Below are 23,458 nucleotides of genomic sequence, written 5' to 3' on the forward strand. Positions count from 1 at the left end.
TGCCTGCATAGCCAGTTCATCCGTGGTCCTCTTTGGCTTTCGCAACTCGCCAGGGAGTCTCGCCGCATGCCGAGCTGCACGCAGAGCGTACTACCCAGAAGAACTCCAGTCACTTGACACCGATCACGATGTCACGTGCTCACATGACGTCTCGCAGCCGACGGCGACAAGATGGCCGTGGGTACGAGCCGCCATGCTCGACGTCAGCAGCGTGCGGACGTGCACGAGGTACGGCTTCTCCTTCGGCCCGACGATCGCCACGACGGCGAACGCGGGTGCCGCCCCGGCGAGGCGCACAGGAGCGAACCACGCTTCGTTACCTGCGTCGATCAGCTCGTCGCCCGCGATTGCGCGGAGGACGGCGTCCTCGAGGACCCGCGCCGCTCGCCTCGTCGACATCGTGAGTGGCACCCGCTCGCGAAGCCGCTCCGCCGCGTGGCGCGTCACGTGGACGATCCGCTCGTTGCCCGTCTCCGGTGATCTGCCGGTGCGCCCCATGCTCCGCTTCCAAGAGCACGGCGCGCGCCAAGTATGGGCCTCAACGAAAACCGCAGGTTCACCGCTCGCACTCGACGCGTCATACACGGCCACGTCGATCGCGCCCCACGCCGTCGTCGATCACGACGATCACGGACCTTGGCCGTGTCACGGTGCGTGGTTCAGGCGGTGGGTATCGAGAACGTCGATGGCTCTACGCACCATGATCCGGACCGGCACGTCACTTCGAGCGATCGCCGACATGGTGTCGTGCGGGATGGAGAGGTGCCCTTCCCCGTACCCACGCCCGTAAAGCGTTCGTACCTTGACGAGAAGCTCGCGCCTCTCACCGCCACGGAGTGGCCTGCACGCTACCACCGGAGCGTCCTCGATAGTCGATGCCCACTCAGCCACCGGCTCCTCGTCGAGCGAGCTCGTCTCGGCGCCCATCGCGGGCACGTCCCCCCTGAGCGCGCCAAGCGCGTCGGGGGTGATCGACATCACGACCCTGAAGCCGTCGAGGGCCGGGGCAGCGCACAGGGCAGACAGAACCCTGCGTGCCGACATTCTCGCCTGCGGATTCGGCAGCTTCGTGTAGACGCTTTCCACCTCGTCGAGCAGCAGCACCGGTCCGGGACAACCGAGGCGCGACACGAACGTCCGCACCAGTCGGAGCAGGGTGTACACGAGCTCGCGTGCCCCCGGCCCGGCCTTGTGACCGATCGTACGGCCGCAGAGGTTCGCGATGACGATCTGAACGGCGGTGTCGAAGTCCGGATGCGCCGCGTCTCCAGCTTCGATGAGGACTGCGAGGCGCGCGAGGGCCCGGCGAGTCTCCACGTCAAGCACGCGCTCGCGTCGGAGGTGATCCTCGACGGTCGACTTCACGAGCTGAAGCGCCTCCGGATCGCGCAGCTCGGAGTCGAGGATCTCGTGAAGACCCCGGCGGGCCTGTCCTGGGATCTCGAGCGTGGAAAGGAGCACCGGCAGGAACCGCTGCGGGTAGTTCAGTGCCGCCGACGTGGAATCCGCGGTCAGATGACAGACCGCGGTACCTTCGGCGAGCGCCAGATCTCGCGCCAGAGCCAGCGCGTGACTCTTCCCTTCACCGTAGTTCCCGCGAACCCACAGCCAGCGCCGCCTCGCTTCAGCCGAGACGACCTCGAGGAGTGGCTCCCCGAACTGTTCGAACCCGACGGTCACATCCCTGATCAGCTCGCCGGGCGGCAGGCCGGACCGGAGGCGCATGATCGCCCGGAGAAGGGCGCCGCGCTCGCCTCTGGGTGGGTCCGGGGCTCCTGCTGCTGGGCTGGGTGCGAGCGTCCACCGGAACCACGGATCGCAAAAGACTGCGCCGGCGAGTTCGCCGTAGAGCAGCGAGTTCACCTCGCTCCGCTCCACCCGGCCAACGCCGTCCGGGCCGTCCAACAGTGCTGCGATATCGCGCGCCTTCAGCGGCCCCTGTGCGCCCAGCACATTCAGGATCGCTCCCGCGATGCGGCGCTTCCGTTCCATCGCAGGTCACCAGCAGTCAGGCAGTCTTCGCCAGAACAATCTCGTCGAGTTCCTTGATGACTGTCTTGACCCAGCTGCGTGCGGTCAGATCCGGGTTCTTCTTCAGGGTCTTTCCGAGAAGTTCCTTGAGGCGCTTCTCGGCGCCCGGATACAGCTCGCGGTTCTTCGCGAGCGCGTGGAGTCCCGCGATGCGCACCGCCATCTCGGCGAAATCGCTCTCCGTCAGCGGCCACGACGCGAGGTCGATGACGGCGCCGGCGGGATTCGCGGTACTGCCGCCAGCGAGGATGACGCGTTCCGCCAGCGCCTCGTACTCGCTGATCCCCTTCTCCGAGTCGAACACGTCGGGCGTGGCAGAGATGTAGAACGCCGTCCGTACCATTCCTTGGCGATCGTCCACGTTGTCGATGAGTTCCCGGAGCAGCGTGTACGAGGTCTTTCGCCCCTTTGGCGGCTGGTGCAGCACGTTCTCGAGTTCGTCCAGGAGGATGAGCGTTCCTCCGTATCCGAGGTGGGTGATGAATGCCGAGAGGCTCCTGAGCATCTCCTTCGAGTTTCTCTGATTGACCGGCTCCGGGACACCCGCGGCGCGAAACCTGGACTTCGTCTCAGCGTCTCGAGCGTGGACATCCTCCCCCTTGAACCAGAACCGGATGAGATCCGCCCAGTCCTCGTCACCGTCGGCCCGGGCGAGCGCATACTGTCTCAGCGCAGCCTGGAAACCACTGTTGAGACTCCAACGCCTGCTGAGCTGGGCCATCTGCCGCGTGATCTCGTCGCGAGCACCGTAGGACGGCAGGTCACCGGAATCCGAGCCCGCGACGAGCCGACGAACCCGTCCCCACCATTCATCGAGTATCCAGTCCCACCCCGGCACGCAGCCCGGATCGACCTTGCCCTCCCGTTCCCCGACCAGCTTCTTCGTGAGGCAGTTCCCTACGATCGCGGAGTAGATCTCATGGAACCGGTGCAGCTCGGTGCCGTACCCAGGATCGGAGATCTGGACGTAGCTCGTCACCCAGTTGCGGGCATGCGCGAGTTCGATGAGCCGCGCGAAGAAGTGCGTCTTCCCAAGGCCGGTTCTCCCTCGAACCCATCGAACGACGGCGTTCCCGGCGATCTCGAGATCCTCGAAGTATCCGGAGGCAGCCTCGATGAGTGGCTCGCGGCCCGCAGAGAAGCTGCTGACGCTCTCGAGGCAGTTCTTGCCGTCCCTCAGCGCCTGGATGATCCGCAGCGCCTGCGCACGATTCGGCATGCGATCCCCCGTTCACGTCGGCTCGAACCAGACCCGGCCCACGTGCGCCGTGCGCTCCAGCGCAGGCACGAACATGAACACCGCACCTAGGGTATCCGAGCCCGACGCATAACGGAACCTTGCCGCATGGTGATCGAGCTTTCCGGATCTCAACAGGTTGTAGAGGTCGGCTCGGAAGTGCTCGCGCGTGTACTCCCGGAACGATCGGGCGGACGGGTTGGCCCTGAAGCCAGCTGACTGACGTGCCATCAGGATGTGCCCGAGCAACGACAGCGCCGGGACCTGGGTCCCGGGCGCCTTTCCGCCAAGCCTGAGTTCCCGGTCGTACGCGTCCGCGAGCTGGTCCAGGAACACGATAGGTTTGGTTCCGTCCTTCTGGAGCGTCGATGCTCGATCATGAACGGCGCGAGAGATGCCCAGGATCGACAGATCCTCGAGCGGTTCGGAATTGATCGACACCGCCATAGCAGCCTTGTCGATCTCGATGTGCACGATGCCATCCACCACGAGGGGGCTCGTGTCGCCGAACACCTCGTGACCTTGCCTGATCAGTTCCCTGCGAAGTCGATCCTCGAGATGCTCCAGGAAATCGGTTCTGTCGGCGCGAAGCTTGTCAACGCAGGGCTGCAGCCGGTCCACGGCCGAGATGCAGAGCTCTCTCCATTTCCGGAGCTCCTCCTCCAACGCGCGCGCCCCGCCTATCGGGTCGATGCTATCAGCGTGGGCGGCCTCGCTGCTCTCGCCAACCAGCTCCTCGAGCCGTCTTCTCACCGTCTTCGAGTGCGCTTTGAGGCGCGCCCACGACGAACCCCCGCCCGAACGTGCCTTGGAGTTCATTTTGCCGGCCCCCCTCTTGCCACGGCTCCAGGCACCGCCTTCAGGAGCCCTTCGTCAATGCGGATGAGAAACTCCCGGTCGAACCGGCTGCCGCCGGAGAAGTGCAGGAACGGCGCCATCTCCGGGTCTGCAGCCACGCGATAGACCGCGTCGAACACCTCTCCGACCTCCATCAACGCCCCACCCTCCCACGCCAGCAGGCAGGCCTTGAGGGCAAGGGTGCGCCCCGGCGTGAAGCCGAATTCGCGTCCGATCTCCTCGAATGCCAAGGCGAGCCACCTCATTCGCTCTCGGTCGTCCACGATTCTTCGGAGACCAGGAGAGAGGATCGTCGAGGCGGCCTGGAAGTAGTGGCGGTCGAGGAAACTCGAAAGAACCTCCGACACGTTCCTCGTGGCCGCCGTGAACGGCGACAGGACACGCGCGAGGGCCACCGTGGCGGGCGACGGATCCCACATGAACTTCGAGGTCGCGGCGCGGCGCCCGAGGAATCCGAGATCGACGAGCATCTCGAGCCTCGGCCTGAGGTAGTTCTCCTGCGTGCTGTCCTTCGCTGCGATGGAGTCCCTGAAGAAGCTCACGTCCCTCACACCGAGGGCGTCTTCGGGGTCCGAGATATCCCCGATGGTCTCCAGGAGCCGGTCGGTGGCCGCGAGCAGGAGGCCGTCCTTCCCGCGCGTCGCGAGGATCTTGCCAGAGCGATGGCGATCGACGAGCTCGACAACCAGGAACGGGTACAAAAGTTCGCTCGCCAGAAGAATCCTGAAATAGAGGAGCGGCAGCGAGGGGTGCGCCATCGGACATAGCGGATTGAACAGCTCCTCGTCGTGCTCCGACCGGCGCGCGGCCGCGAGCAGGTGCTGCAGCAGGTACCCGGTCTCCGATAGCTCGAGGGTCGGAAGGAGTACTCCGGTCCACCGTGCGAGATCGATCGTCCGATCGAGCTTCTCTCGCGGAACGAAGCCCACCGGCGATGGCATCCGCTCGTCGTAGAGCCACAACTCGCTCACGTACAGCCACTCAGTTCTGACGAGCTTGGGGCGTGGACGCTTCGACACCCGCGAGAGGAGCCAGTCCGGGGGAGGCTCGTCGATCGCGGCGGGAGCCGGCTCCGTGAACACCGCGGTGGGATCCTCCTCTTCCGGTCGCAGATACCGCTTCTCGAGTTCCGGACGCCGGTCCGGCGGCACCCTCGCGAGCAGCCCGGAGTACCGCTGGTCATCCGCGAACACCCGCCCGAAGAGCAGATCGTGGAAGCGGGCAGCGAGCGCATCCTGCCGGTCGAGTCCGCGGATCCCTACGGATGCGAGTGCGCCGAGGTACCCGATGCGAGCGTGGTACGGATCAAGGCTTCGCAGGATGGGGAAGCGGTCACTCATCCGACCTCACCGCCGTGAACGCTGATGCGCGGACGGATCCTTGCGAGGACGATGCGGCTCAATGGTTCCACGGCCCTGATGTCCGACCCTGCAATGATCGCGCACCCTCGGTCGAGTGATCGCACGAGGTCCGGAAAGTCCAGGGATCGATCGCGATCCCGCACATCGGTGGGGAACGTTCCGAGCAGATTCTTCCAAGCAACATCGATGTCGTCCTGAGTGAGCAGCCGGTGGATGACGTACAGGTCGACCTGGCTCCGGACCTTCGCGCTGATCGCGCTTGCGGAGGGCCTCTGCGTCGCCATCACGAGGGAAAGCCCATAGTTCCGTCCCTGCAGGCAGTAGTTCTCGAGAGCCTCGCGAGCCTCGGCTCCCTCATCGCCGAGCAGCTCCTGGGCCTCGTCCAGCGCGAGGATGGTCCGGGGCACACGACCGCGGAGCTCGAGCTCCAGCCGCGAGCGCTCCGGCTCCGACATGACCTCGACATCGAGCCGCTGGCGGATCTGGCTCGCCTCCTCGCGCTCCTTGAGTATGCGCCGGATCAGCAATCTCGTGATCACGCGCCGGAGATCGCCTCCTACCCGCAGCGGCAGCATCAAGATGCTGAGGTGGCCGGAGCGCAGGAGATCGACCAGCCTCGTGCCCTCTCCCGTGAAGACCGGCTGCCGCTCGAGCGCGCGGAGCCTCCGCACGAGCGCACGGATGGTCGCGGCCTGATGGTCTTCGCCATCCTGCTCGTCGCGCAGGTACTCGAGATATGCGGCCAGGTCGCCGAATCCGAAGTCCCGCCGCGGTTCGAGGCGGCCGGCCCGCGACGTCCATCCAGCTCCCGTCACGGCCTCGAACGCCTCCGACAGGGCGGCTCCCTGCGGATCGCGCAGCAGGTTCACGCCGATCAGATCCGCGATATCCGCTGCATCGAGGTCCGATACCTTGATCCGGAAGTCCTTCACGCCGGGTGGATCGTTCGCCGTCCTGAACCCAGCCGGCATCCAGACGTCAACATCCAGATCCTCGGGCCTACAACCCCATCCATCCAGGCTCTCGAACTGCTGCCTTACCTTCGGCGGCCCGTCGCCCCTGACGAGATGACTGGTCGTCCAGAAGTTCCCCATCGGATCCAGCAGCAGTGCAGATCTTCTCCTTCGGTGAACCGCGATCGAGTTCGCGTCCGTTCTCGTTGCGAGACCCTCCAGCAGCACGCCGAGGGTGTGGCTCTTGCCGCTGCCGCGCTTACCGATGATGAGAGTGACGAACTCCTTGGAAGCCGCGAAGTGAACCCACCGAAGTGGACCGGTCTCAGCCAGCTGGCCCAGGAGAAGACGCGTATCGTCCCCCTCGGCGCCTACCGTGACGTTCCCCTCGATCTGCGGCTCGACGATGTATTGCCGCGCCATTGACGTGTCCTCACGCAATCCCTAGCTCGGTCAGGTGGTCGCGGTCGATGATGCGGCGGTCGTTGAAGTACGCATCGGCGGCGACCTTGTCGAGACGCGCAAGGATCTCACTTGGCTTCGCCGTGCGCGGATCGACCACCGCGTTCTCGCAGTACTTCTCGAATGCGCCCTGGTTAAACGGGAAGTACTCTCGCTTGTACCCGGGCGTGTTCGTGAGCGCTCCCGAAGCCTCGAGCGCCTCTCTCTTCGTCGGATCGATCAGCTGCTCGAGAAGCATCCGCATGAACTTCTCGACATCCGGCTGCTTGAACGCTTCCATGTGAACGTAGTTGTCCTTCTGAACGCGCCGGACGATGTCCGGAAGGACGAGCAGCTTCGGCATATCCTGGAAGCGCTCTGACCCGACCGTGATCACGATGCTGAGGTGCTGGATGTCGAGGACGGCGCGCAACGTCTCCTGCCAGCGTGCCTCCGCGGTCTTGTTCGTGATCTTGATGAGGTTCTCCGCCTCATCGACCAGGTACAGGAGCTCCGTCTGCGTCTCGAGCTGGATGATCCTTGCGAGCGCAGAAAGCACCGCAGCGAAGTCGTGACTCGTCTCGAGGCGCTCCTTCGTCACCCCTGCGAGCTTCTGTTCCTCGGACTTGAGTTCCAGACCGCACAGGAACCGCCACGCCGGCAGTACGAGGTTCTTGTTGTCGCCGCCGAAGCTCATCAGCGCGTCTCGGACGTCCGACGCGCTCCCGCAGATCTCGTCGAGGCTCGGGACACCCGCGGCCCCCGTCCGCAGCTTCAGCAGGTAGGCGGACACGAGCGCCTGCATCCGCTCGCGGCCGAGGCTGTTCACGAGCTCGAAGTGAAGCGTCTCGAAGCCGGTCTTCTCCTGAAGATCGGTCGCAACGACATAGCACGTCGTGTACCGGTACAACTTTGCGCGAACGAGATACTCCGTGTGGCGCAGGCGATGCGTCTTGCCGATGCCATACTGGCCCCACCACAAGAGACGAACCGGGGTGCTTAGGAGCTGCGCACGCTTCAGACGCGAGTCGATCTGTGCCTCCCACTCCGGCTGGCCGAACAGGAACTTCTGATCGCGCACCGGATCGATCTGGAAATTCTTCCGTCCTTCGCGAAGGCAGAACCAATCCTGAAACGAGGGCTTCGACATGTTGCTCTCTCCGGAGTTCACGATGTGACGTCCTCCGTGCAAGTCAGGTTGTCGTGGACGAGCGTCGCGCGGGCACCGAGCTCGAAAACATACTCGCAGCAGGCATGCGCGATCTCGCGCGCCGGTGCGGAGCGCGAACCGATGAACAGCACCCCGGCCTCGCTGTTGTGGCGAGCCCCGCCCGGCGTGAGATTGTGCGAGCCGATGAGGCACGCGCCCGCGCCACAATCCCCGACGAACGCGTAGATCTTGGCGTGCATCCCACGAAGCGCCCTCACGTCGAGACCACGCCACGCGTGAACGCGGAAGAGGCGCGCGGTCGCTGCGGCATCATCCACGCTCGAGGTAACCACTGAGACCTCGATCCGCGAGTGCGGAAGCTCCTTGAGCGCCGCGAGCTCGCCCTCGACGCGTGCGTCCGCGAACGCGCAGGCGATGGCCAGATGGCCGCCCTGTCCCGTCGCGGCGATGTGCTCGACGAACATGGACAGCCCCCGCGTACCCGCGAGGACGAGCGCAGGATCGGGGGCGATATGAGGTAGCGGGCCGTCCCTGAACCACTCCACGACATGGAGGCCACTCATGCGCCCCTCCACTCCGAGATCTTGCTTCGGACGGAACTCGGTTTCACGCCCGGGAAAAGGCGTTGCAGCACCTCAGGCGTGGGTTCGGTGGCGTCGTACCAGTCGACGAGCGCTTGCCTCACATCCGCGGCGAATTCCTTCAGCAGGTCGTCGAGCGACGCGGGTGCATCCTGCTCCCCCTTCAGCACCGCACCGAGGCGCACGCTCACTTGGCGTGAAATAACCGCCCGCCTCGTACCGGCGTGCATCCTGGCCTCCATCTGCGTGACAATCTCCGCCAGCGTTCTCGCCCCGTTTTCGAAGACGTGAATCCGGATCGCATCACGCAGCTCCCGGACGTTCCCCGGCCAGTGGTGATGCTGAGCCCATTCGATCTCGGCCTCGGAGAGGGTCCGCTCGAGGACGCCGGGCGCCTCCTCGATGTCCCTGCGAAGTGACGCCTCGATGTGCCGGGCGATGTCCGGAATGTCCTCTCTCTGGTTCCTGAGCGGCGGCACGTCGATCGTCAGCTGGCTCATGCGCCAGAAGAGGTCCTCGCGAAAGTCGCCGGCGCGGATCATCGACTCGAGATCCCGGTTAGTGGCGAGGAGCAGTCGCGCCTCGGTCCGGCGGAACTCGCGTCCCCCCACTGGCCGGAACTCGCCCGTGTCAAGAAGCGTCAGGAGCTTCGCCTGCATCGGGCGAGACGCATCCGCGATCTCGTCGAGAAGGATGTCCCTGTACTCCGGCGCGTTCTTGCCGCCGAGCAACCCCGGCTTGGCAGTCTTCGCGTCGGTGAAGGCCCCGGCCTCGTACCCGAACAGCTCGCTCTCGATGAGGGTGTCGGGGAACGAAGGGATCAGGATCTTCTGGTACTTACTCTCGTGAAAGGTACTGAGGGGGGATTCCGCAGCTAGCGACGCGCCGGTATTCCTCGTGACCATCCACTCGCGGTGCGCAGCCAAGATGTCGGCGAGGTATGTCTTGCCCGCTCCGCTCTCCCCCCGGATCAGAACGACCCGCACCAACGAGTCGACACGCGGGCTGTTCAGCTCGCGGATCCTCCTCCGCAGCGCCGCGTTCGCAGCAGATCGCCCGGGAAGATGGGTTTCGAGGAACTCGTCGTTGTCGAATTGCGCTGGCATGGCTGAGGCGCTCATCACGGTCCCCGGGACCCTCCGGTCGTGGCGGTCGATGACCGATGATGCCCTTCGGAGAGCACGCGACGTGCCGACCGCCGACGCCCTGCGACTTCAACGGTTTCCGCGAACAATGAGCGGAAGCCGCTCACGCGCGCGCGGATCTGCGTCGACGCCAGCGTAGCAGTCGGTTCCGCTCTCCACGGGGACATCCGTGGTTTACCGAGATCGAACGTGCTATATGACGTTCGATCTTGACCACTCGAGCACTCAGGTCCGTGCCGGAGCTCATCAAGAAGATCCGCGAGTTACGGGGTCTGACGCAGGAGGCCCTTGCCAGGGAGCTCGGCGTGACCTTCAGCACCGTGAACGGGTGGGAGAACGGAAAGCACAAGCCGATGCCGCTTCTGTTGAATGCCCTCATCAAGCTCGGACGCGATATCGGTCTGGACCCCGACATCGCCGCGGGGCCTAGAAGTCGGGCGCAGCGTGCGTCCGTTGAACGGACCGACGGTGAAGACGGGGGCGAGAAATGACCTCCCCTGCTCGTAGCCGCACGCGGTCGGCGAGGGCACCGCGAACGCCAGGCCCGGGATGGGCCCCCGAGCCGCGGGAGCGGGGCGACTACCTTCACCCGCCGCGGTCGTTTCCCGTCGAGGTTCGCGAGTGGCGCGAGCAGCTCGTGGGCCGCGTTCTCGACGCGAAGCTGCCGTGTCCCGGCATTCCCTGCGACGCAACGCGCGAGTCCGTTCGCGAGATCCTGGACGAAGGCATCGCTGAGGTGCGCGAGATCGCGCGCGCGCTGGAGCTCTTGTACGGGACGCCCGATCTCGGAAACAAGCCGGACCCCGTCGACGAGCTGGTGTACATCGTCCTGTCGCGGAAGACGCGCGAGGATGCCTACCAGGCCACGTACGACGCGCTCAAGAGACGGTTCGCGTCGTGGGAGGAGCTTCTCCGTGCGCCCGAGCGGGAGGTGGAGGCGATTGTCCACCGCGGAGGCCTCGGCAAAAGGAAGACCGCGAGCCTTGTCGGCGCGCTCCAAGCTCTCGTGGACCGCTTCGGATCGTGCACGCTCCGCCCGGCTCTCCAGTGGAAGGACGAGGCGCTCGAGGAGTTCCTCTGCTCGCTGCCCGAGATCAGCCGGAAGAGCGCGTACTGCATAATGATGTACTCGATGGGGCGATCGGTCTTCCCCGTCGATACTCACGTCGGCCGCGTTCTGCAGCGACTGGGGATCTACAAGGGCACCGGCTTCTCGCTGGAGGGACTGGACCACAAGCAGCTTCAGCGCACGCTCGCCGACGTCGTCCCCCCGAATCTCCGCCGCTCCCTTCACATCAACCTTGTCTTGCACGGGCGCGAGGTGTGCAAGGCCGTCGCGCCCGCGTGCGACGCGTGCGAGCTACGCCAGCTCTGCTCGCATTACCGCGATCACGAGGCAAGCAGGGTCGAGGCGAGTGATGCACCCACGGTCGTCGACTTGTTCTGTGGAGCCGGCGGGCTGTCCGAGGGCTTCACCCGAGCTGGCTTCCGCCTCGTTGCCGCTGTCGACCGGGATCCGGTCGCCCTCAAGACGCTCTGGCTGAACCACCCTTCCCTCGGACGCGAGCGGACGATCAGCACGGACGTGCGGGAGCTTGCCCCTGCGCGGCTGAAGAAGCTGCTCGGGCGCCGCCGGCTCGATGTTCTCGTGGGAGCGCCGCCGTGTCAGGGCTTCTCCACGGTCGGGTTCCGGTCGAAGATGGCTCGAACCGGATACAGGTTGCTTGAGGACGACCGCAACTTCTTGTTCGAGTACCTCGTCAAGATTGCGCTCTACCTGCGGCCGCGGCTGTTCCTCATGGAGAACGTCCCGGGGATGCAGACGGCACGCCGTGACGACCTGTCGTTCCTGGATGCCGCGGCCCGCATGCTGGAGCGGGCTGGCCACTACCGGACGGTCACGTGGCAGCTGAACGCGACCACGTTCGGTGTACCTCAGGACCGCACCCGTTGCTTCTTGGTGGCGTCCGACGGGACCCTCCCCATCGCACCGGCGGGCGAGTACCAGGATCTTCGCCGGCCAAACTTCGATGTGGATGCGCTGCCACCTATCACGCTGGACGAGGCGCTCCTTGGGATCCCGCGCATGCGCGCCGGGACCGGTACCGCTGTCGAGAGGTGGGACGAGGCAACGCGAATTTCCGCCGACAAGCGCCATCGGCGGTACATGGCCAAATTCGGGCTCCTTTCGCGATCGCCGCTCATCTACAACCACTTCGCACGGTACAACAACGAGCGCGATCTCGAGCTGTACGCGTTGCTCCGGCCGGGGGAGGACAGCGTTCATGCGCTCGAGCGACACGGTCGCTCTGACCTGATGCGGTACCGCCGCGACGTCTTCGACGACAAGTACGCCCGCCTTCGTGGCGACCGGCCATGCAAGACGATCGTCTCGCACTTGGCGAAGGACGGAAACGGTTACATTCACCCACGAGAGACGAGGAACATCACGGTCCGCGAAGCAGCGCGCGTCCAGTCGTTCCGCGACGACTACGTCTTCTGTGGGTCCCCCACCGATCAGTGGATCCAGGTGGGGAATGCCGTCCCGCCGCTGATGTCGGAGGCTATTGCTAAGACGTTCCTCCGCGTTCTCGAGGATGACGAACGATGAGCGAAGTGAAGTCCGGATTTGCCGCTTTCCGCCCTCGTGCGAGGCTCCTGAAGCTCATCGGAGAGGAGCTGATCAGCGACGAGGTCGTCGCCATCACGGAGCTCGTCAAGAACGCGCATGATGCTGACGCAGCGACGGTAACGATCTCGTTCCGCTCCGTGAGCACGCCCGGAGGCGAGATCACCATCAGCGACGACGGCTGCGGGATGGACCTCGACACTTTCTTGAGCGGGTGGATGGAGCCCGCCGGGTCCACGAAGGCCAGCAGCGCTTCCAAGCAGACGCGCAGCGGCCGCCGCGTTCTTGGCGAGAAGGGTGTCGGCCGGTTCGCTGCGGACAAGCTCGGCCGCTACCTGGAGCTCGTCTCCAGGCGCAAGGGACAGCCGGAGGTCCGGGCGGAGTTCGACTGGGACCAGTTCGACGATGACGGCGAGATGCTCTCGAGCATCAAGAATCGATGGGAGGTCCGCCCGGTCTCGGAGATAACGAAGCAGGGCACGACGCTCCGGATCCATGGGCTGCGCGAGCGATGGACCGAGCGCATGTTCAAGCGCCTCTCGACGCGGCTCGCGCGCTTGCAGTCGCCATTCGGCTCGAGTCACGGATTCAGCATCTCGATCGAGACGGACGAGTTCCCCGAATACGCGGGGGAGCTACGGAGCACGTTCCTGGACCGGGCGCCGTACTCCGTTGAGGTTGCCTTCGATGGACGGGACACGCTGCGGGTCGAGTGCTGCAGGAAACACCGAAGCGTCCCGGCTCCGGCGTCCAGCAGCAATCTCTCTTGCGGCCCGGTACGGATCCGGCTCTATGCCTTCGACCTCGAGACCGAGGCAGTCGCTCGCGTCGGCCCCCGCCACGATGTTCGCGCGTGGCTACGTGAGTGGTCCGGGGTCAGCGTGTATCGCGACGGGTTCCGGATCTGGCCGTACGGCGAGCCCCATGATGACTGGCTCCGGCTGGATCAGCGCCGCGTCAACAACCCTGTCGTCTGTCTGAGCAACAACCAGGTGGTCGGTTTCATCGATATCAGCCGGGACAGGAACCCCGAGCTCCTGGATCAGACGAACCGCGAGGGGCTGATCCACAACAAGGCGTTCGAGGATCTCCGTCGAATCGTCGAGCACTCGTTCCAGATGCTCGAGACGGAGCGGCAGCGGCTTCGCCACCCGGCAGCCAGCGCCGCCGATCGCCGGCGCCGCACAGCCGTGAAGGTTCCCGTGGCGGATGCGATCGAGCGACTCGTGCCCGGCGCCGACCGCACCACGCAGCGTGAGCTCCGACGCGTCATCGCCGAGGCCCGCGTGACCGCCGAGCAGCAACAGGCAGAGCATGCACGGCTTCTGGACGCGTACACTGACCTCGCGGCCGCCGGTGAGGCTGCCATCGGGATCGGCGGCGTGCTCGGCTCCCTCGTCGACCAGTTGCGCTCCGAGCTCGGTTCTACGCCTCAAGCCCGGAACGACGGTGTGTCTTCGACGCGCACTGAGGCCATCCTCACCAGCATCGCTGGACACCTGTCGCTCCTCACGAGCATCGGGGCGGCTGGCAGTCACAAGCGCCGCACGATGGACGTCGTCGCCGAGATGGAGAGCTTCCGCTCCCTGATGCTTCCCCTGCTTGCGGAGCGCGGGGTGACGATGACCGTCACCTCGGAACCGGATCAGCTCCTGCGCGTTGACATGAATCCGCACGCATTCCGGCGCGTGCTTCACATCCTACTGTCGAACTCTCTCGACTGGCTCATCAGGACGCCAGACGCGCGCATTTCCGTTCATGCGCGCACGGCCGCGGATCGCTGCGAGGTCACGTTCTCGGACAATGGGCCCGGGATCTCTCGCGACGCCGCCACGCGGGCATTCGAGCCGATGTTCACGACGAAGGAGGGAGGCCGCGGCATGGGTCTGACCCTCGCAAGAGCGCTCGTGCAGCAAAGCGGCGGAAGGATGGACGTGGTCTTGGATGGGCGTAGGCGCGGTGCTCACGTCCGGTTGCTCCTGCCGCGCAAGAGGTCGCGCGCAACGCTCCACGCGTGAAGCTCGATGCGGGATCATTCGCCGACCTTCATCGACCTGTTCTGCGGGGCGGGCGGCTTCTCCCTCGGCTTCCGCGCCGCGGGAGCGCTCTCGCTGGCAGCGGTCGACATCGACGAGGTCGCGGCACGTACGTACCGCAGGAACTTCGGGAAACTTCAGCCCGGAATGGCTCCACACGTGCTCTCGGGCGACCTCGGTAATCTCGAAGAGATTGACCTCGGTTCGATCGTCCACGAGCGCACCCTGGACATCCTGATCGGAGGCCCTCCGTGCCAGGGGTTCTCCAGGATCGGACGCGGCAAGCTCGCCAGCCTGGCGGGATCTCGAACGGCGCACGACCCGAGAAACACGCTGTACTTCGCGTTCATGGAGGCGGCCGACCGGTGGCAGCCGAAGGCAATCGTGATCGAGAACGTCCCGGGCATGCTCTCGGTCGACGTCAACAGCAGCAGTCACCCGGAAGAGGACCTCAGCTTCGCAGAGAAGGCGGCGTCGGATCTCGTCGCTCGCGGATACAGAGCGGGCTTTGCTGTCCTCAATGCTGCCATGTACGGAGTCCCGCAGCTCAGGGAGCGCATCTTCTTCATCGGAATCCGGAAGGACCTCGCAGTTCGTCCGAGCGTGCCTCCGTCAACCCACCTGATTGGAACGCCGAGCGGGTACACCGTTCCATCCGCCGAGCTGTTCCTGCCGTTCGACGACATCCACCACGACCTGAGCGTCGACACGTCAAAAGCGAGCTCGCGCGCTACGACTGTTCGCGACGCGATCGGGGACCTTCCCCCGATCGAGGAGCACCTGACGCCCGGTAGCTCATCACGGCCGGCGTTCAGGACCAAGCGTTCCTACGCGGGGCCTGCAGCATCAGAATTCGCGCAGCTGATGCGGGCTTGGCCGCGGCTGCGCGCTCCGCGAACGATCGACGACCATTCGGTTCGCAGGACGCCGCGCGATTACGAGATCTTCAGGAGAATGCGGCCGGGGGACAGGTACGTGGAGGCCCGTCAGCACGCGCGCGCGATCTTCCGCGAGTACCTGGATATTGCGCGGTCGGGCGCGGCGCCAGCACCTGGCTCTCCAGCGTTCGAATTGCGGAAGTACGCGCGGGACCATCTTGACCGGGGCTTGCGCGATCTCGCCGAGCGAGGGGAGATCCCGGCGCCCGACACGTCGGAGTACCAAGCGCTGCAGGAACGGTTCGTACCGAAGTACCCAGAAGACATCTTCAAGGACAAGTGGCGCAAGCTCGTTCCGGACCAACCGTCCTGGACCGTTCCAGCTCACCTTGCCAAGGACGCCTACTCCCACATCCACTACGACGACGAACAGGCCCGGGCGATATCCGTGCGTGAGGCGGCGCGACTTCAGTCGTTTCCGGATGGGTTCCGCTTCGAAGGCAACATGGGCGACTGCTTTCGGCAGATCGGAAACGCCGTTCCGCCGCTCCTCGCGTGGGCGGTCGCGGCGCACCTGTTGACCTTGCTCGGATTCCGGAAGGTACGCCAGCCGCCGCTGCTCCGCGCCCGAACGTGAGTGTCAGCACCTACGGCTTCGGAAGGCGATTGCGAGCCTCGGCTACTCGTACCTTCTCTGCCTCGGCCCGTCCGACCCTTCTGGCTCCGAATGGCAGAAGATTCACGGGAGGCCCACCGGGCGGACTTCCACCAGGTGCTTGCATCCGCAGCGTTGTTCGACGCCGCGAAGATGACGGTCACGCTTGTCTACCCGCTACGGCGTTCGACGTACGAAGCGCTTGCGTCACGCGGACGCGCTACCGCGAGAGCGAATCTTACATTCGGTAGCCGGCGACTCGATGCTGAGTTGCGCGGCTTGCCATTCGGGTGCGTGACAGAGACGAAGTCACACCGGTAGTACGACGCCGCGACTTGCTGCACCGGAGGATGTTCGTGATCCTCACGCCGCGCTAGCAAGTCTGTGCGCCGCCTCAACGCCGCGCGAGCGGCAGCGACGTACCGGTGCAGCGCAGGCGCTTCGGAAGCAGCTGCTCGCGCTGGTGCAGAAGTGCAGGCAGGGCAACCGGATCCGGCTCCCCAGCGCTCCCAACCGGCGCGGACGCGGCCCGTGCGACCATCCTCGACCTCCCCCGAGCTCGACGCCGCCGCGCGGGCTCAAGGGCCGGGCCACACCGCCCGTCCGTCGCCGCCGAGCGGAAGGCCGGGGGCCGTTCGAACGTCTCCCGCCGGGGGTAGAACCGTCAATCGCCTGCGGACTCCGGCCACGCTTCGCTCGCGTGCCACAAGCTACTCACGATCGGGATCAGCCGGCCCTTGGCTCCCGCGTTCAGGATGACAAGGTCGGTGAAGTCGAGCTCGCCTCTCACCTCCTGCGCGTTAAACGGAGGCGCGTGCGCACGGATGAGCACCGACTCGACATCGTCGACGAGCCCGGGGTCCGCCTTCGCCCAATGGAACACAAGGTCCCAGCAGTCCGCGAACGCACGCTGCTGGCCACGCGGCGTATCCCGGTACGCGAAGCGCTTGAAGGTGTCCGGAATGCGCTTCCGGAGCGGCGCGTTACTGTCGCTCGTACCCTTCCCGCGAGCGAGTCCGACGTACAGGATCGCGCCGCCGGGGAATGCGTCATGCTTCCCTTCGAAGGCGTAGACGCCACAGTGCTCGCCGACGCTCTCAAGCATTTCGGCATGGCTGACGGCACCGTCGACTGTGTGAATCGGGACCGAGTGCCATTCCAGGGCCACGCACCTCATCACGGCTGGGACGGCCCGGCCCCACTGCAGGGAATTCGTGGCACCAAGCGGCGGCAGGTTGATCCCCGCCTCCATGAGGCTCGTTTCGGCGACGGATCGCATGCCTTTCGCGAAGCGGATGCGATACCAGGGGTCGCCTGGATCTCCCATGTCGACGATCTCGAGCACTTCCCCGGCCTCGGCCGGCCGATTGCGGATACGGACCTGCTGCCCGACGGCGAATGGCACGGCCTCTCCAAGCGTCTAGCGGTGAGAGGAGCCTAACACGTAAACGGACATGCACTCGTCGTTGGAGCGAGGGGCAGGACGCAGCGAGTCACCGGCGCGGTGGCCAAGGCTTGTTCGCATTCAGAACCATTTGCGAAAGCACTCACGGCGACTGGCCTACAGCGCCGCTCTTGCTCTGCGTCACTCACGTAGCCTTCTTGCGCGTCGACAATCGAGCAGAGCTGGCGGCAAGCGCTCCCCTCTCCCAGTCACCTCGTATCCGGCGTCAACTCGGAGCCTCGATACGGGGGGTCACGGTACGACGCCGCGCCGCGCTGCGGGCCGCTCAGCATTGTCCAGGAAGTGCGCCTCGACCCGGCCGTCGGGACGGTCGACGAGGCGCTCGAGCCAGTCCCATCGCGGCGCGCCCCGCGACTCCGCGCCGCCGAGGTGCTGCGACTTGTCGAACAGGGCGAAGAACCCAAAGCAGTCTGGGTGCCGCTCGGTGATCCTCTGCAGCCGGAGGAGATCCTCGACGAACGTCGGGCCCTGCGTCGACGAGGGCGCGGCCTTCAGCTCGAGCACTACAACCAAGTCCTCTCCGCGCACAGATGCGACGACATCGAGTGCGCCGGCGGGATAGACGACCAGCTCGACCTCCTGGCTCCCGCGAAAGACTACGAGGTCGAGCTTATCGATGCCGAGCTTCAGCTCGGTGTGCACACGGCTCGTCGAGAACGGCGCGGAGTACCGGTGCCGCTCGCCGCCGTGCGCCCGCAGCCGTACCGGGACGCGAGCAGGCTCCAGCCTCGCACGAATCTCGTGGAGCAGGCGCGACTGCGGATCGTGCTCCCGCAGGTCGAACAACGGCTCTTCGGCGAATCCGGCAAGGAGCGTCCGGAGCGCCGTCCGGACCACGGCACACGCATTCTCGTCGATCATCGCATTCCTCCACCATGGCCGGCGATGCCCGCCGGCTTCGTTGCCACGAACGGTCACAGCTTCACTGACCGAATCAAAGCCTTCGCCTGTGCTCTTCACGTGGCACGGCCACGCCTTTCAAGCCGAGCCGGACATGGGTCTGCCCTAGCCTGCGTTCGCGAGTTCCTTCCTCACGCGATTGCGCACTCGGAACAGCCACATGTTCGCTGCCGCGGGCGTTTTGCCCATCCGCACCCCCAGCTCTCTCTGCCCGATCCGGTCAAGGTAGTACGCCTCAAGCCAGTCACGCTCGGCCTCGCCGAGGCTCGCCAGTGCGGCACTTGCGGCCCATGCCCGTTCCGCGTCGGCGGGGAGTGCCCGCGTGCCGGCGACGATCGCCTCCGGATGGGCGTCGCGCAGTCGTGCACGCACGCCGTCGTCGCGGCGCGCGTTCATTGCCTGATTGCGAACGATCTGCGCGAGGTACGCCGGCGCGGGTCGGACCGGGTCGAGGCGGCCGGCCGCTTCGGCTTCGAGCAGCGCCAGCAAGGCGGCCTGGGTCCGCTCCCGTACGTCGTCGGCGCATCCACCCCGCACTACCTGGAGCGCCACTCGGCGAGCGGCCGCCTCCAACGCGCGCCAACCCTCATGGTCGTCGCGCGACGGCAGCGGAATGCGCACCCGAATCGCTGTTGCGTTCGCCGGGTTCCCACGGTTCGACTTCGACACGAAAGGCCCCTCTCGCGGCGCCCGAAGGCTCCGCGGAGCGGCGTGCGGGAATGCGCGCCGAGGGCCGCCTGATCAGACGGCTCGTAGGAGCGGTCCGAGGTATCGCCACCGGCGCCGGATGTAAGGCGCACCGGCGGGCGCTGACAGTGAGTGGGAATGCAGCATGGGACCATCCTCTCCAGCGGCCGTAGGCGGCGCAAGGGGAACTTCGCACCCGCGGCGAAAGATCCGGCGGCACCGCGTGAAGAGTCACATGGGCCGAGCTGATGCTGGCCCGGAGGACCTCGCATGCGACCCGTCGTGCACCCGCTCGTCACGCGATTCGCCAGCGCCGGGATCGAGGCGGTGGTGGCTCCGCCGGCCTTCCTGTCGCGCGGCGGCGACGCCTTCCACCTCGCCATCGACCGCTCGCGCCGGAGCGCGCCGCGTTTCCGCGTCTGGCCCGGTCGCTCGCCGACGCGGGTAGAGGTCCTCGACACGAATCCCTGCCTCCGCCAGCTGCTCCTCTTCGTGGACGAACCTCGCCGGTGGGCTGCTGTCCACGTGGGGCCTCGCGCGCGGCTCCCAGCCGAGAATGGCGACCTGCGGATCGAGGCGAACGGCTGGGGCTGGACCATTTGGCGGCGTCCCGCCAGCGCGAAGAGGCGCTTCCTCGCTGGTCGTGACGAGCGCGACCTCTTCGTCGCGCTGGTCCCCACCGCATGCTCGACGGTCGCTGCGGCCCGGTCTGCGCTCCGGCCGCCCACGGTGGACGCCGCCGCTGACCGCGGACCGGTGGTCCGCCAGGGCGAGTGGTTCTTCGTCGAACCGGCGCGGGGCGTGGTGGGCGAACTGGAGACGGCCCTGGCCGCCGGCCGGTGCTTCCTTCGGGTCCGCGCCGACATTGGCAGCGCGCTCGCTGGACTCACCTGGACGGCGGGCAACCCGCACGTCGCGGCGGAGCTGGTCGTGCGTGCGGATGGCCGGACGAAAGAGCGGACTGCATTCGTGCGCGGAGCCGTGCGCCATCGGGATCACGAGACGGTTCATCTCGCGTCGTGGCGTCAGGCGATCCGGAATGCCGAGCCCGTGGTTGGTGGCGTGGCGCGGGTCGACGGGGTGAACTGGGTTGACTGAGCAGCGTCCGCGGCACCGCGCGTCTCGGGCGGACTGTGACGGCTGTCGCCCACGTGGCCGCCCGTTGCGGGCTCGTGTCCGTCCGGTACGGACGATTCATTCGCCCGGCCGGAACCTGCGTTTTCGGTTCCAGGAGGAATCATGACCCAGTGGATCTACGTCTGCGTGAGTACCACCTGCGGCCACGTAGAGTATGTGACCTACGCGCCGAGCGCCACCCGGCGTTGCCCGCTGTGCGGTGGACTGATGCGGCGCGAGCCTGCGTAGGAGGGAAGCGCATGGGCGGATTCTCAACTCGCATGAGCGGCGTGCGGGAGCTGATCGTCGACATGCTTCGCAAGTACAACGCGACGGAGCTCGCGAAGCTCGAGCCGGCAGCAGTGGACGAGTGTGTCCGCGACATCCTGCACAGGATCGGCCGACCGGACCTCGCCGAGGCGCTTGCCGTGTTCGCTGCCGGAGGCGAGGACGCCTGGGGGTACATCTCCAAGAACGACGACCTCGTGGCGCTCGAGGACCTGATCGGCGTCTCACCGTTCCCCTGGAACGAGGACTGAAGCCCGTGCTGTTCGGGCCAGATCGTGTCGTCGCCTGCCCTGCGTGCGGCGCGCCCGCGCGGGTTTTCACGCTCCTGACCAGCAACAACTTCTTCGATACGGCCTGGACGGACGGCTACGTCGCTCGACCGCATCACTGGGAACCGCCGGCGCTCTGCCGGTGCCACCGGTGCCGCCGGTTCTTCTGGCTTGCGGATGCGGTCGTGCTGGGATCGATCCAGGAGGGGTCTCCACCCCCTGTGGTTCCGGAGGAGTGGAAGAACGCGCCGCGTGTGACCGGCCTTGACCTGGACGGCCTCCTCGGTGCGATCGAGCGAGGCGCGGCGAATACGCCAGACCGGGAGCGTTTGCTCCGGCTCCAGGCGTTCTGGGCCTCGAGTCACCGCAACCGGAACCGGCGTCGCAAGAAGGACCGTCAGAAGACTCCCGCGGATCGGCGCAACATGACCGCCCTGCTCGCGCTCTTCACCACTCGGTTCGCGGCGAACGGAGATCCTAAGGACCTGCTCGTCTGCGCGGAGATCCGGCGGCAGATGGGCGAGCCCGCGGAGGCGATCGCGCTCATCGAGCGGATCGCGTCCTGGCCGGAAGCACTCGCACCGTTCGCGGACGAGGTGACGCGGCAGGCGCGAGCGGGCTCCCGTGTCGTCGCCCCGGTTTAGACACGCGACGCGCGCCCGTGGCTACGCACGGAGTCCGCCGGGCACGACTGAAGTCGGCGGCTGGTGCCGAGCCCACGCCCGTGGATCCGCGGCATGTCCGTTCCCACGATACGATACGCGCCATGCTCCACACTTCCGAAACGGACCCCATCCGCGTCGACTTCGTCGATTCCGCCGCACACGGCCTACCCGGCCGCCTCGGGCTCACGTTCGCGCCGGGGAAGAGCGGGCGCGGCGCCTACGCGAACTGGGACCGGAACCTGCGCAAGGACCTGGCGCGACTTCGGGACGCGTACGGCACGAAGGTGCTCGTCACGCTCCTCGAGGAGTTCGAGATGAAGCGCGCGAGCATCTCGGGGCTGCGTGCGGCGACGCGCAGGGCGGGGATGAAGTCGGTGTGGTTTCCGATCGCGGATGTCTCGGTACCGCACGATCCGGAGGACGCGGTCCCGGTCGTCGGCGAGATCCTCGAGCACCTCACGAGCGGCGACACGGTCGTGGTCCACTGCATGGGCGGGCTGGGCAGGTCGGGGACGATCGCAGCCTGCGTGCTCGCAGCACGCGGAATGGCGCCGGAGCGCGCGGTCGAGATGGTGAGGGCGGCGCGACCGGGAGCACTGGAAACAGCGTCTCAGGTTGCGTTCGTGCCGCACTTCCAGGCGGCGTGGGTCGAGGCGGGCGAAGAGCGGAGGCGCGGAGCTTTGGCGGGGCGCTGAGGCCCTCGTGTCGGGAGGAATCCTTGGTTCTCTTCATCTACCTGGCCGCAGTGGGCGCGTGCATCGCCTGCTTCCTCCTCGGCATCGCCGTCATGAAGCTCTTCGGGCTGCTCGACTGATCCTCAAGAGCGGAGGCGGCCATCAGGCTCGCCCGCCTCGATTCCACGACAGCCGCCCGTCGAAGACGTGCCCTCACGGCATGCTCACGTTGGGCGTGTACGCGAGGCCGACGAGGCACTCGGTGGCGCCGTTCTGGACGGCCCGCACGGCCGACTCACGCGCGGCGCAGGCGCCGACCGGTCGATGTGGGTGAGGTGCTTGCCGCAGAGGGCCCCGCCGCCGATGGTCACGTGGGGGCCGTAGTAGTCCATCACGAGCTTCCGGCCGGTCTGGCCGTTGTCGCCGTCGTTCCCGCCGTTCAGGAGCCGTCCGTTGGGGTTCACCATCGGTCTCCGCCTCCTCCCAGCGCGCGCGCCAGCGCGAGTCGGCGAACCCGTGGACGCCGAGCGCGGCCAGCCGGGAGGCCTTCCCGGCGCCCTCCTCCGGCGGGCCGAACGGGGCGGAAGGGGTGCTGCGGCGCGGCCGCGCGGGACGCGAGGCGGCGGAGCGGGGCGGTGCGGCCACGGGACCTCCATCGACGCAGCATTGCCACGAGCCGGCTGTCGCCGGAGTTGGCCGGGGGTCACAGGCCTGCGTGCCTACCGCCCGTCTGGATGGTTGGATCCTGTATAGCAGACGTACGGACAAGATACGAGATCCGCACTCGTGGTACGTCAGCCCATGTCCGCCCGCCGGCTACCGTGGTCCTGGAGGTGAGCGATGGCGACCACGGGCGAGACGTCGAGCAGGAAGCGGGCACGGGCGCGCACGGTGCCGACCTGGACGGACCTGGAGCGGGGACTGGCGGCAACGTTGCCGGCGCTCGGAGACGGGTTCCTCATCCTCTCGACGAGGTAAGGCAACCCGCACCCGCGCTTCGTCCAGTTCGCGGCGAAGCCGGAGGAGGGCCTGCGCGCGGAGGCGGTCAGCGGCGTACCTGCTGGCAGCGGACGGGTACACCGACGCGCAGGTGGCGGCGCTGCTCGAGCTGGGGTGTGAAGGCGCCGACGCACGCGCCGGAGGAGGAGCACCGGGAGCACGGGTCGCCGAACTACTACCGCGACTGGGAGGCGCCGGTGGCGGGCTGGGAGGGGATCGCGCACCTGGCCGTGAAGACGCTGCAGACCATCGGCGTGGCCGACGCGGGCGCGCTCGAGTACACGGCCTGGGACGCCGAGGATCGGCCGCTGTCGCTGCCGGCGCTGCGGCTCGCGTCGCACCCCCGGCGTAACCGCCCGGGCAACCGCGTCTTGACGTAGCTGTCGCGCGCCACCGCTCCGCGGCCTCGTTCACCTCCT

Annotated in this window: 22 protein-coding genes; 9 read left to right on the forward strand and 13 right to left on the reverse strand. The window is 66.6% G+C overall.

What is annotated here, in order from left to right; genetic code table 11:
* Positions 1-123 precede the first annotated feature (123 nt).
* The 9 genes from ANAEK_RS19820 to ANAEK_RS19860 all read right to left on the reverse strand — a co-directional run bounded on the left by ANAEK_RS19820 (position 124) and on the right by ANAEK_RS19860 (position 9,739).
* Positions 124-498, reverse strand: coding sequence for a hypothetical protein (locus ANAEK_RS19820; RefSeq protein WP_012527902.1), 375 nt, complete (start codon positions 496-498; stop codon positions 124-126).
* Positions 499-645: 147 nt separating this feature from the next.
* A complete protein-coding gene (locus tag ANAEK_RS19825; RefSeq protein WP_012527903.1) occupies positions 646-1,992 on the reverse strand; it encodes a BREX system ATP-binding domain-containing protein in 1,347 nt (448 codons plus the stop codon).
* Between the two features lie 16 nt (positions 1,993-2,008).
* Positions 2,009-3,250 (reverse strand): BREX system ATP-binding domain-containing protein, encoded by a 1,242-nt coding sequence (locus ANAEK_RS19830; protein ID WP_012527904.1) that lies wholly within the window; start codon positions 3,248-3,250, stop codon positions 2,009-2,011.
* A gap of 12 nt (positions 3,251-3,262) precedes the next feature.
* Positions 3,263-4,087 (reverse strand): hypothetical protein, encoded by an 825-nt coding sequence (locus ANAEK_RS19835; RefSeq protein WP_012527905.1) that lies wholly within the window; start codon positions 4,085-4,087, stop codon positions 3,263-3,265.
* Positions 4,084-5,466, reverse strand: a complete 1,383-nt coding sequence (locus tag ANAEK_RS19840) for a hypothetical protein (protein ID WP_012527906.1) — start codon at positions 5,464-5,466, stop codon at positions 4,084-4,086. Before ANAEK_RS19840 ends, ANAEK_RS19835 begins: the two co-directional genes overlap by 4 nt.
* Entirely contained in the window at positions 5,463-6,863 is a 1,401-nt protein-coding gene (locus ANAEK_RS19845; protein ID WP_012527907.1) for an ATP-binding protein, read from the reverse strand. Before ANAEK_RS19845 ends, ANAEK_RS19840 begins: the two co-directional genes overlap by 4 nt.
* A gap of 10 nt (positions 6,864-6,873) precedes the next feature.
* Complete coding sequence (locus ANAEK_RS19850; protein ID WP_157376720.1) at positions 6,874-8,031, reverse strand: hypothetical protein; 1,158 nt, start codon at positions 8,029-8,031, stop codon at positions 6,874-6,876.
* Between the two features lie 17 nt (positions 8,032-8,048).
* Positions 8,049-8,516, reverse strand: coding sequence for a phospholipase D family protein (locus tag ANAEK_RS19855; protein WP_198137449.1), 468 nt, complete (start codon positions 8,514-8,516; stop codon positions 8,049-8,051).
* 95 nt (positions 8,517-8,611) lie between these two features.
* Entirely contained in the window at positions 8,612-9,739 is a 1,128-nt protein-coding gene (locus tag ANAEK_RS19860; RefSeq protein ID WP_049778420.1) for a sigma 54-interacting transcriptional regulator, read from the reverse strand.
* A 272-nt stretch (positions 9,740-10,011) separates the two neighbouring features.
* Between ANAEK_RS19860 and ANAEK_RS19865 the strand changes: the two genes are divergently transcribed.
* From ANAEK_RS19865 to ANAEK_RS19880, 4 genes are all read left to right on the forward strand, one after another.
* Entirely contained in the window at positions 10,012-10,269 is a 258-nt protein-coding gene (locus ANAEK_RS19865) for a DNA-binding transcriptional regulator (RefSeq protein ID WP_012527911.1), read from the forward strand.
* A 146-nt stretch (positions 10,270-10,415) separates the two neighbouring features.
* The gene (gene dcm, locus ANAEK_RS19870; protein WP_012527912.1) at positions 10,416-12,389 is read left to right on the forward strand and encodes a DNA (cytosine-5-)-methyltransferase; all 1,974 of its coding nucleotides are present in this window, start codon (positions 10,416-10,418) and stop codon (positions 12,387-12,389) included.
* Complete coding sequence (locus ANAEK_RS19875; RefSeq protein ID WP_012527913.1) at positions 12,386-14,425, forward strand: ATP-binding protein; 2,040 nt, start codon at positions 12,386-12,388, stop codon at positions 14,423-14,425. Before dcm ends, ANAEK_RS19875 begins: the two co-directional genes overlap by 4 nt.
* A gap of 6 nt (positions 14,426-14,431) precedes the next feature.
* Entirely contained in the window at positions 14,432-15,958 is a 1,527-nt protein-coding gene (locus ANAEK_RS19880) for a DNA cytosine methyltransferase (RefSeq protein WP_012527914.1), read from the forward strand.
* 682 nt (positions 15,959-16,640) lie between these two features.
* On the opposite strand, the gene ANAEK_RS19885 is transcribed toward ANAEK_RS19880, so the two are convergent.
* From ANAEK_RS19885 to ANAEK_RS19895, 3 genes are all read right to left on the reverse strand, one after another.
* Positions 16,641-17,381: a hypothetical protein gene (locus ANAEK_RS19885; RefSeq protein ID WP_012527915.1), complete on the reverse strand. Its 741-nt coding sequence runs from the start codon at positions 17,379-17,381 to the stop codon at positions 16,641-16,643.
* Between the two features lie 291 nt (positions 17,382-17,672).
* Entirely contained in the window at positions 17,673-18,302 is a 630-nt protein-coding gene (locus ANAEK_RS19890) for a hypothetical protein (RefSeq protein WP_012527916.1), read from the reverse strand.
* Positions 18,303-18,446: 144 nt separating this feature from the next.
* On the reverse strand, positions 18,447-19,010 hold the full coding sequence (locus ANAEK_RS19895; RefSeq protein ID WP_157376722.1) for an RNA polymerase sigma factor: 564 nt from the start codon (positions 19,008-19,010) through the stop codon (positions 18,447-18,449).
* 288 nt (positions 19,011-19,298) lie between these two features.
* Between ANAEK_RS19895 and ANAEK_RS19900 the strand changes: the two genes are divergently transcribed.
* The 4 genes from ANAEK_RS19900 (at position 19,299) to ANAEK_RS19915 (ending at position 22,061) form a co-directional block, all read left to right on the forward strand.
* Entirely contained in the window at positions 19,299-20,126 is an 828-nt protein-coding gene (locus ANAEK_RS19900; protein WP_012527918.1) for a hypothetical protein, read from the forward strand.
* Between the two features lie 308 nt (positions 20,127-20,434).
* Positions 20,435-20,683 (forward strand): hypothetical protein, encoded by a 249-nt coding sequence (locus ANAEK_RS19905; protein WP_157376723.1) that lies wholly within the window; start codon positions 20,435-20,437, stop codon positions 20,681-20,683.
* Between the two features lie 5 nt (positions 20,684-20,688).
* Positions 20,689-21,345 carry a hypothetical protein gene (locus tag ANAEK_RS19910; protein ID WP_012527921.1) on the forward strand — a complete coding sequence of 219 codons (657 nt, stop codon included), beginning with the start codon at positions 20,689-20,691 and terminating at the stop codon, positions 21,343-21,345.
* 122 nt (positions 21,346-21,467) lie between these two features.
* Positions 21,468-22,061, forward strand: a complete 594-nt coding sequence (locus tag ANAEK_RS19915) for a cyclin-dependent kinase inhibitor 3 family protein (RefSeq protein ID WP_012527922.1) — start codon at positions 21,468-21,470, stop codon at positions 22,059-22,061.
* A 203-nt stretch (positions 22,062-22,264) separates the two neighbouring features.
* On the opposite strand, the gene ANAEK_RS23705 is transcribed toward ANAEK_RS19915, so the two are convergent.
* Positions 22,265-22,696, reverse strand: a complete 432-nt coding sequence (locus ANAEK_RS23705) for a methionine adenosyltransferase domain-containing protein (protein WP_083779856.1) — start codon at positions 22,694-22,696, stop codon at positions 22,265-22,267.
* A gap of 459 nt (positions 22,697-23,155) precedes the next feature.
* Between ANAEK_RS23705 and ANAEK_RS19920 the strand changes: the two genes are divergently transcribed.
* On the forward strand, positions 23,156-23,419 hold the full coding sequence (locus ANAEK_RS19920; RefSeq protein WP_012527926.1) for a hypothetical protein: 264 nt from the start codon (positions 23,156-23,158) through the stop codon (positions 23,417-23,419).
* The last annotated feature ends 39 nt before the right edge of the window (positions 23,420-23,458 follow it).

This window comes from Anaeromyxobacter sp. K, from assembly GCF_000020805.1.
Classification (GTDB): domain Bacteria; phylum Myxococcota; class Myxococcia; order Myxococcales; family Anaeromyxobacteraceae; genus Anaeromyxobacter; species Anaeromyxobacter dehalogenans.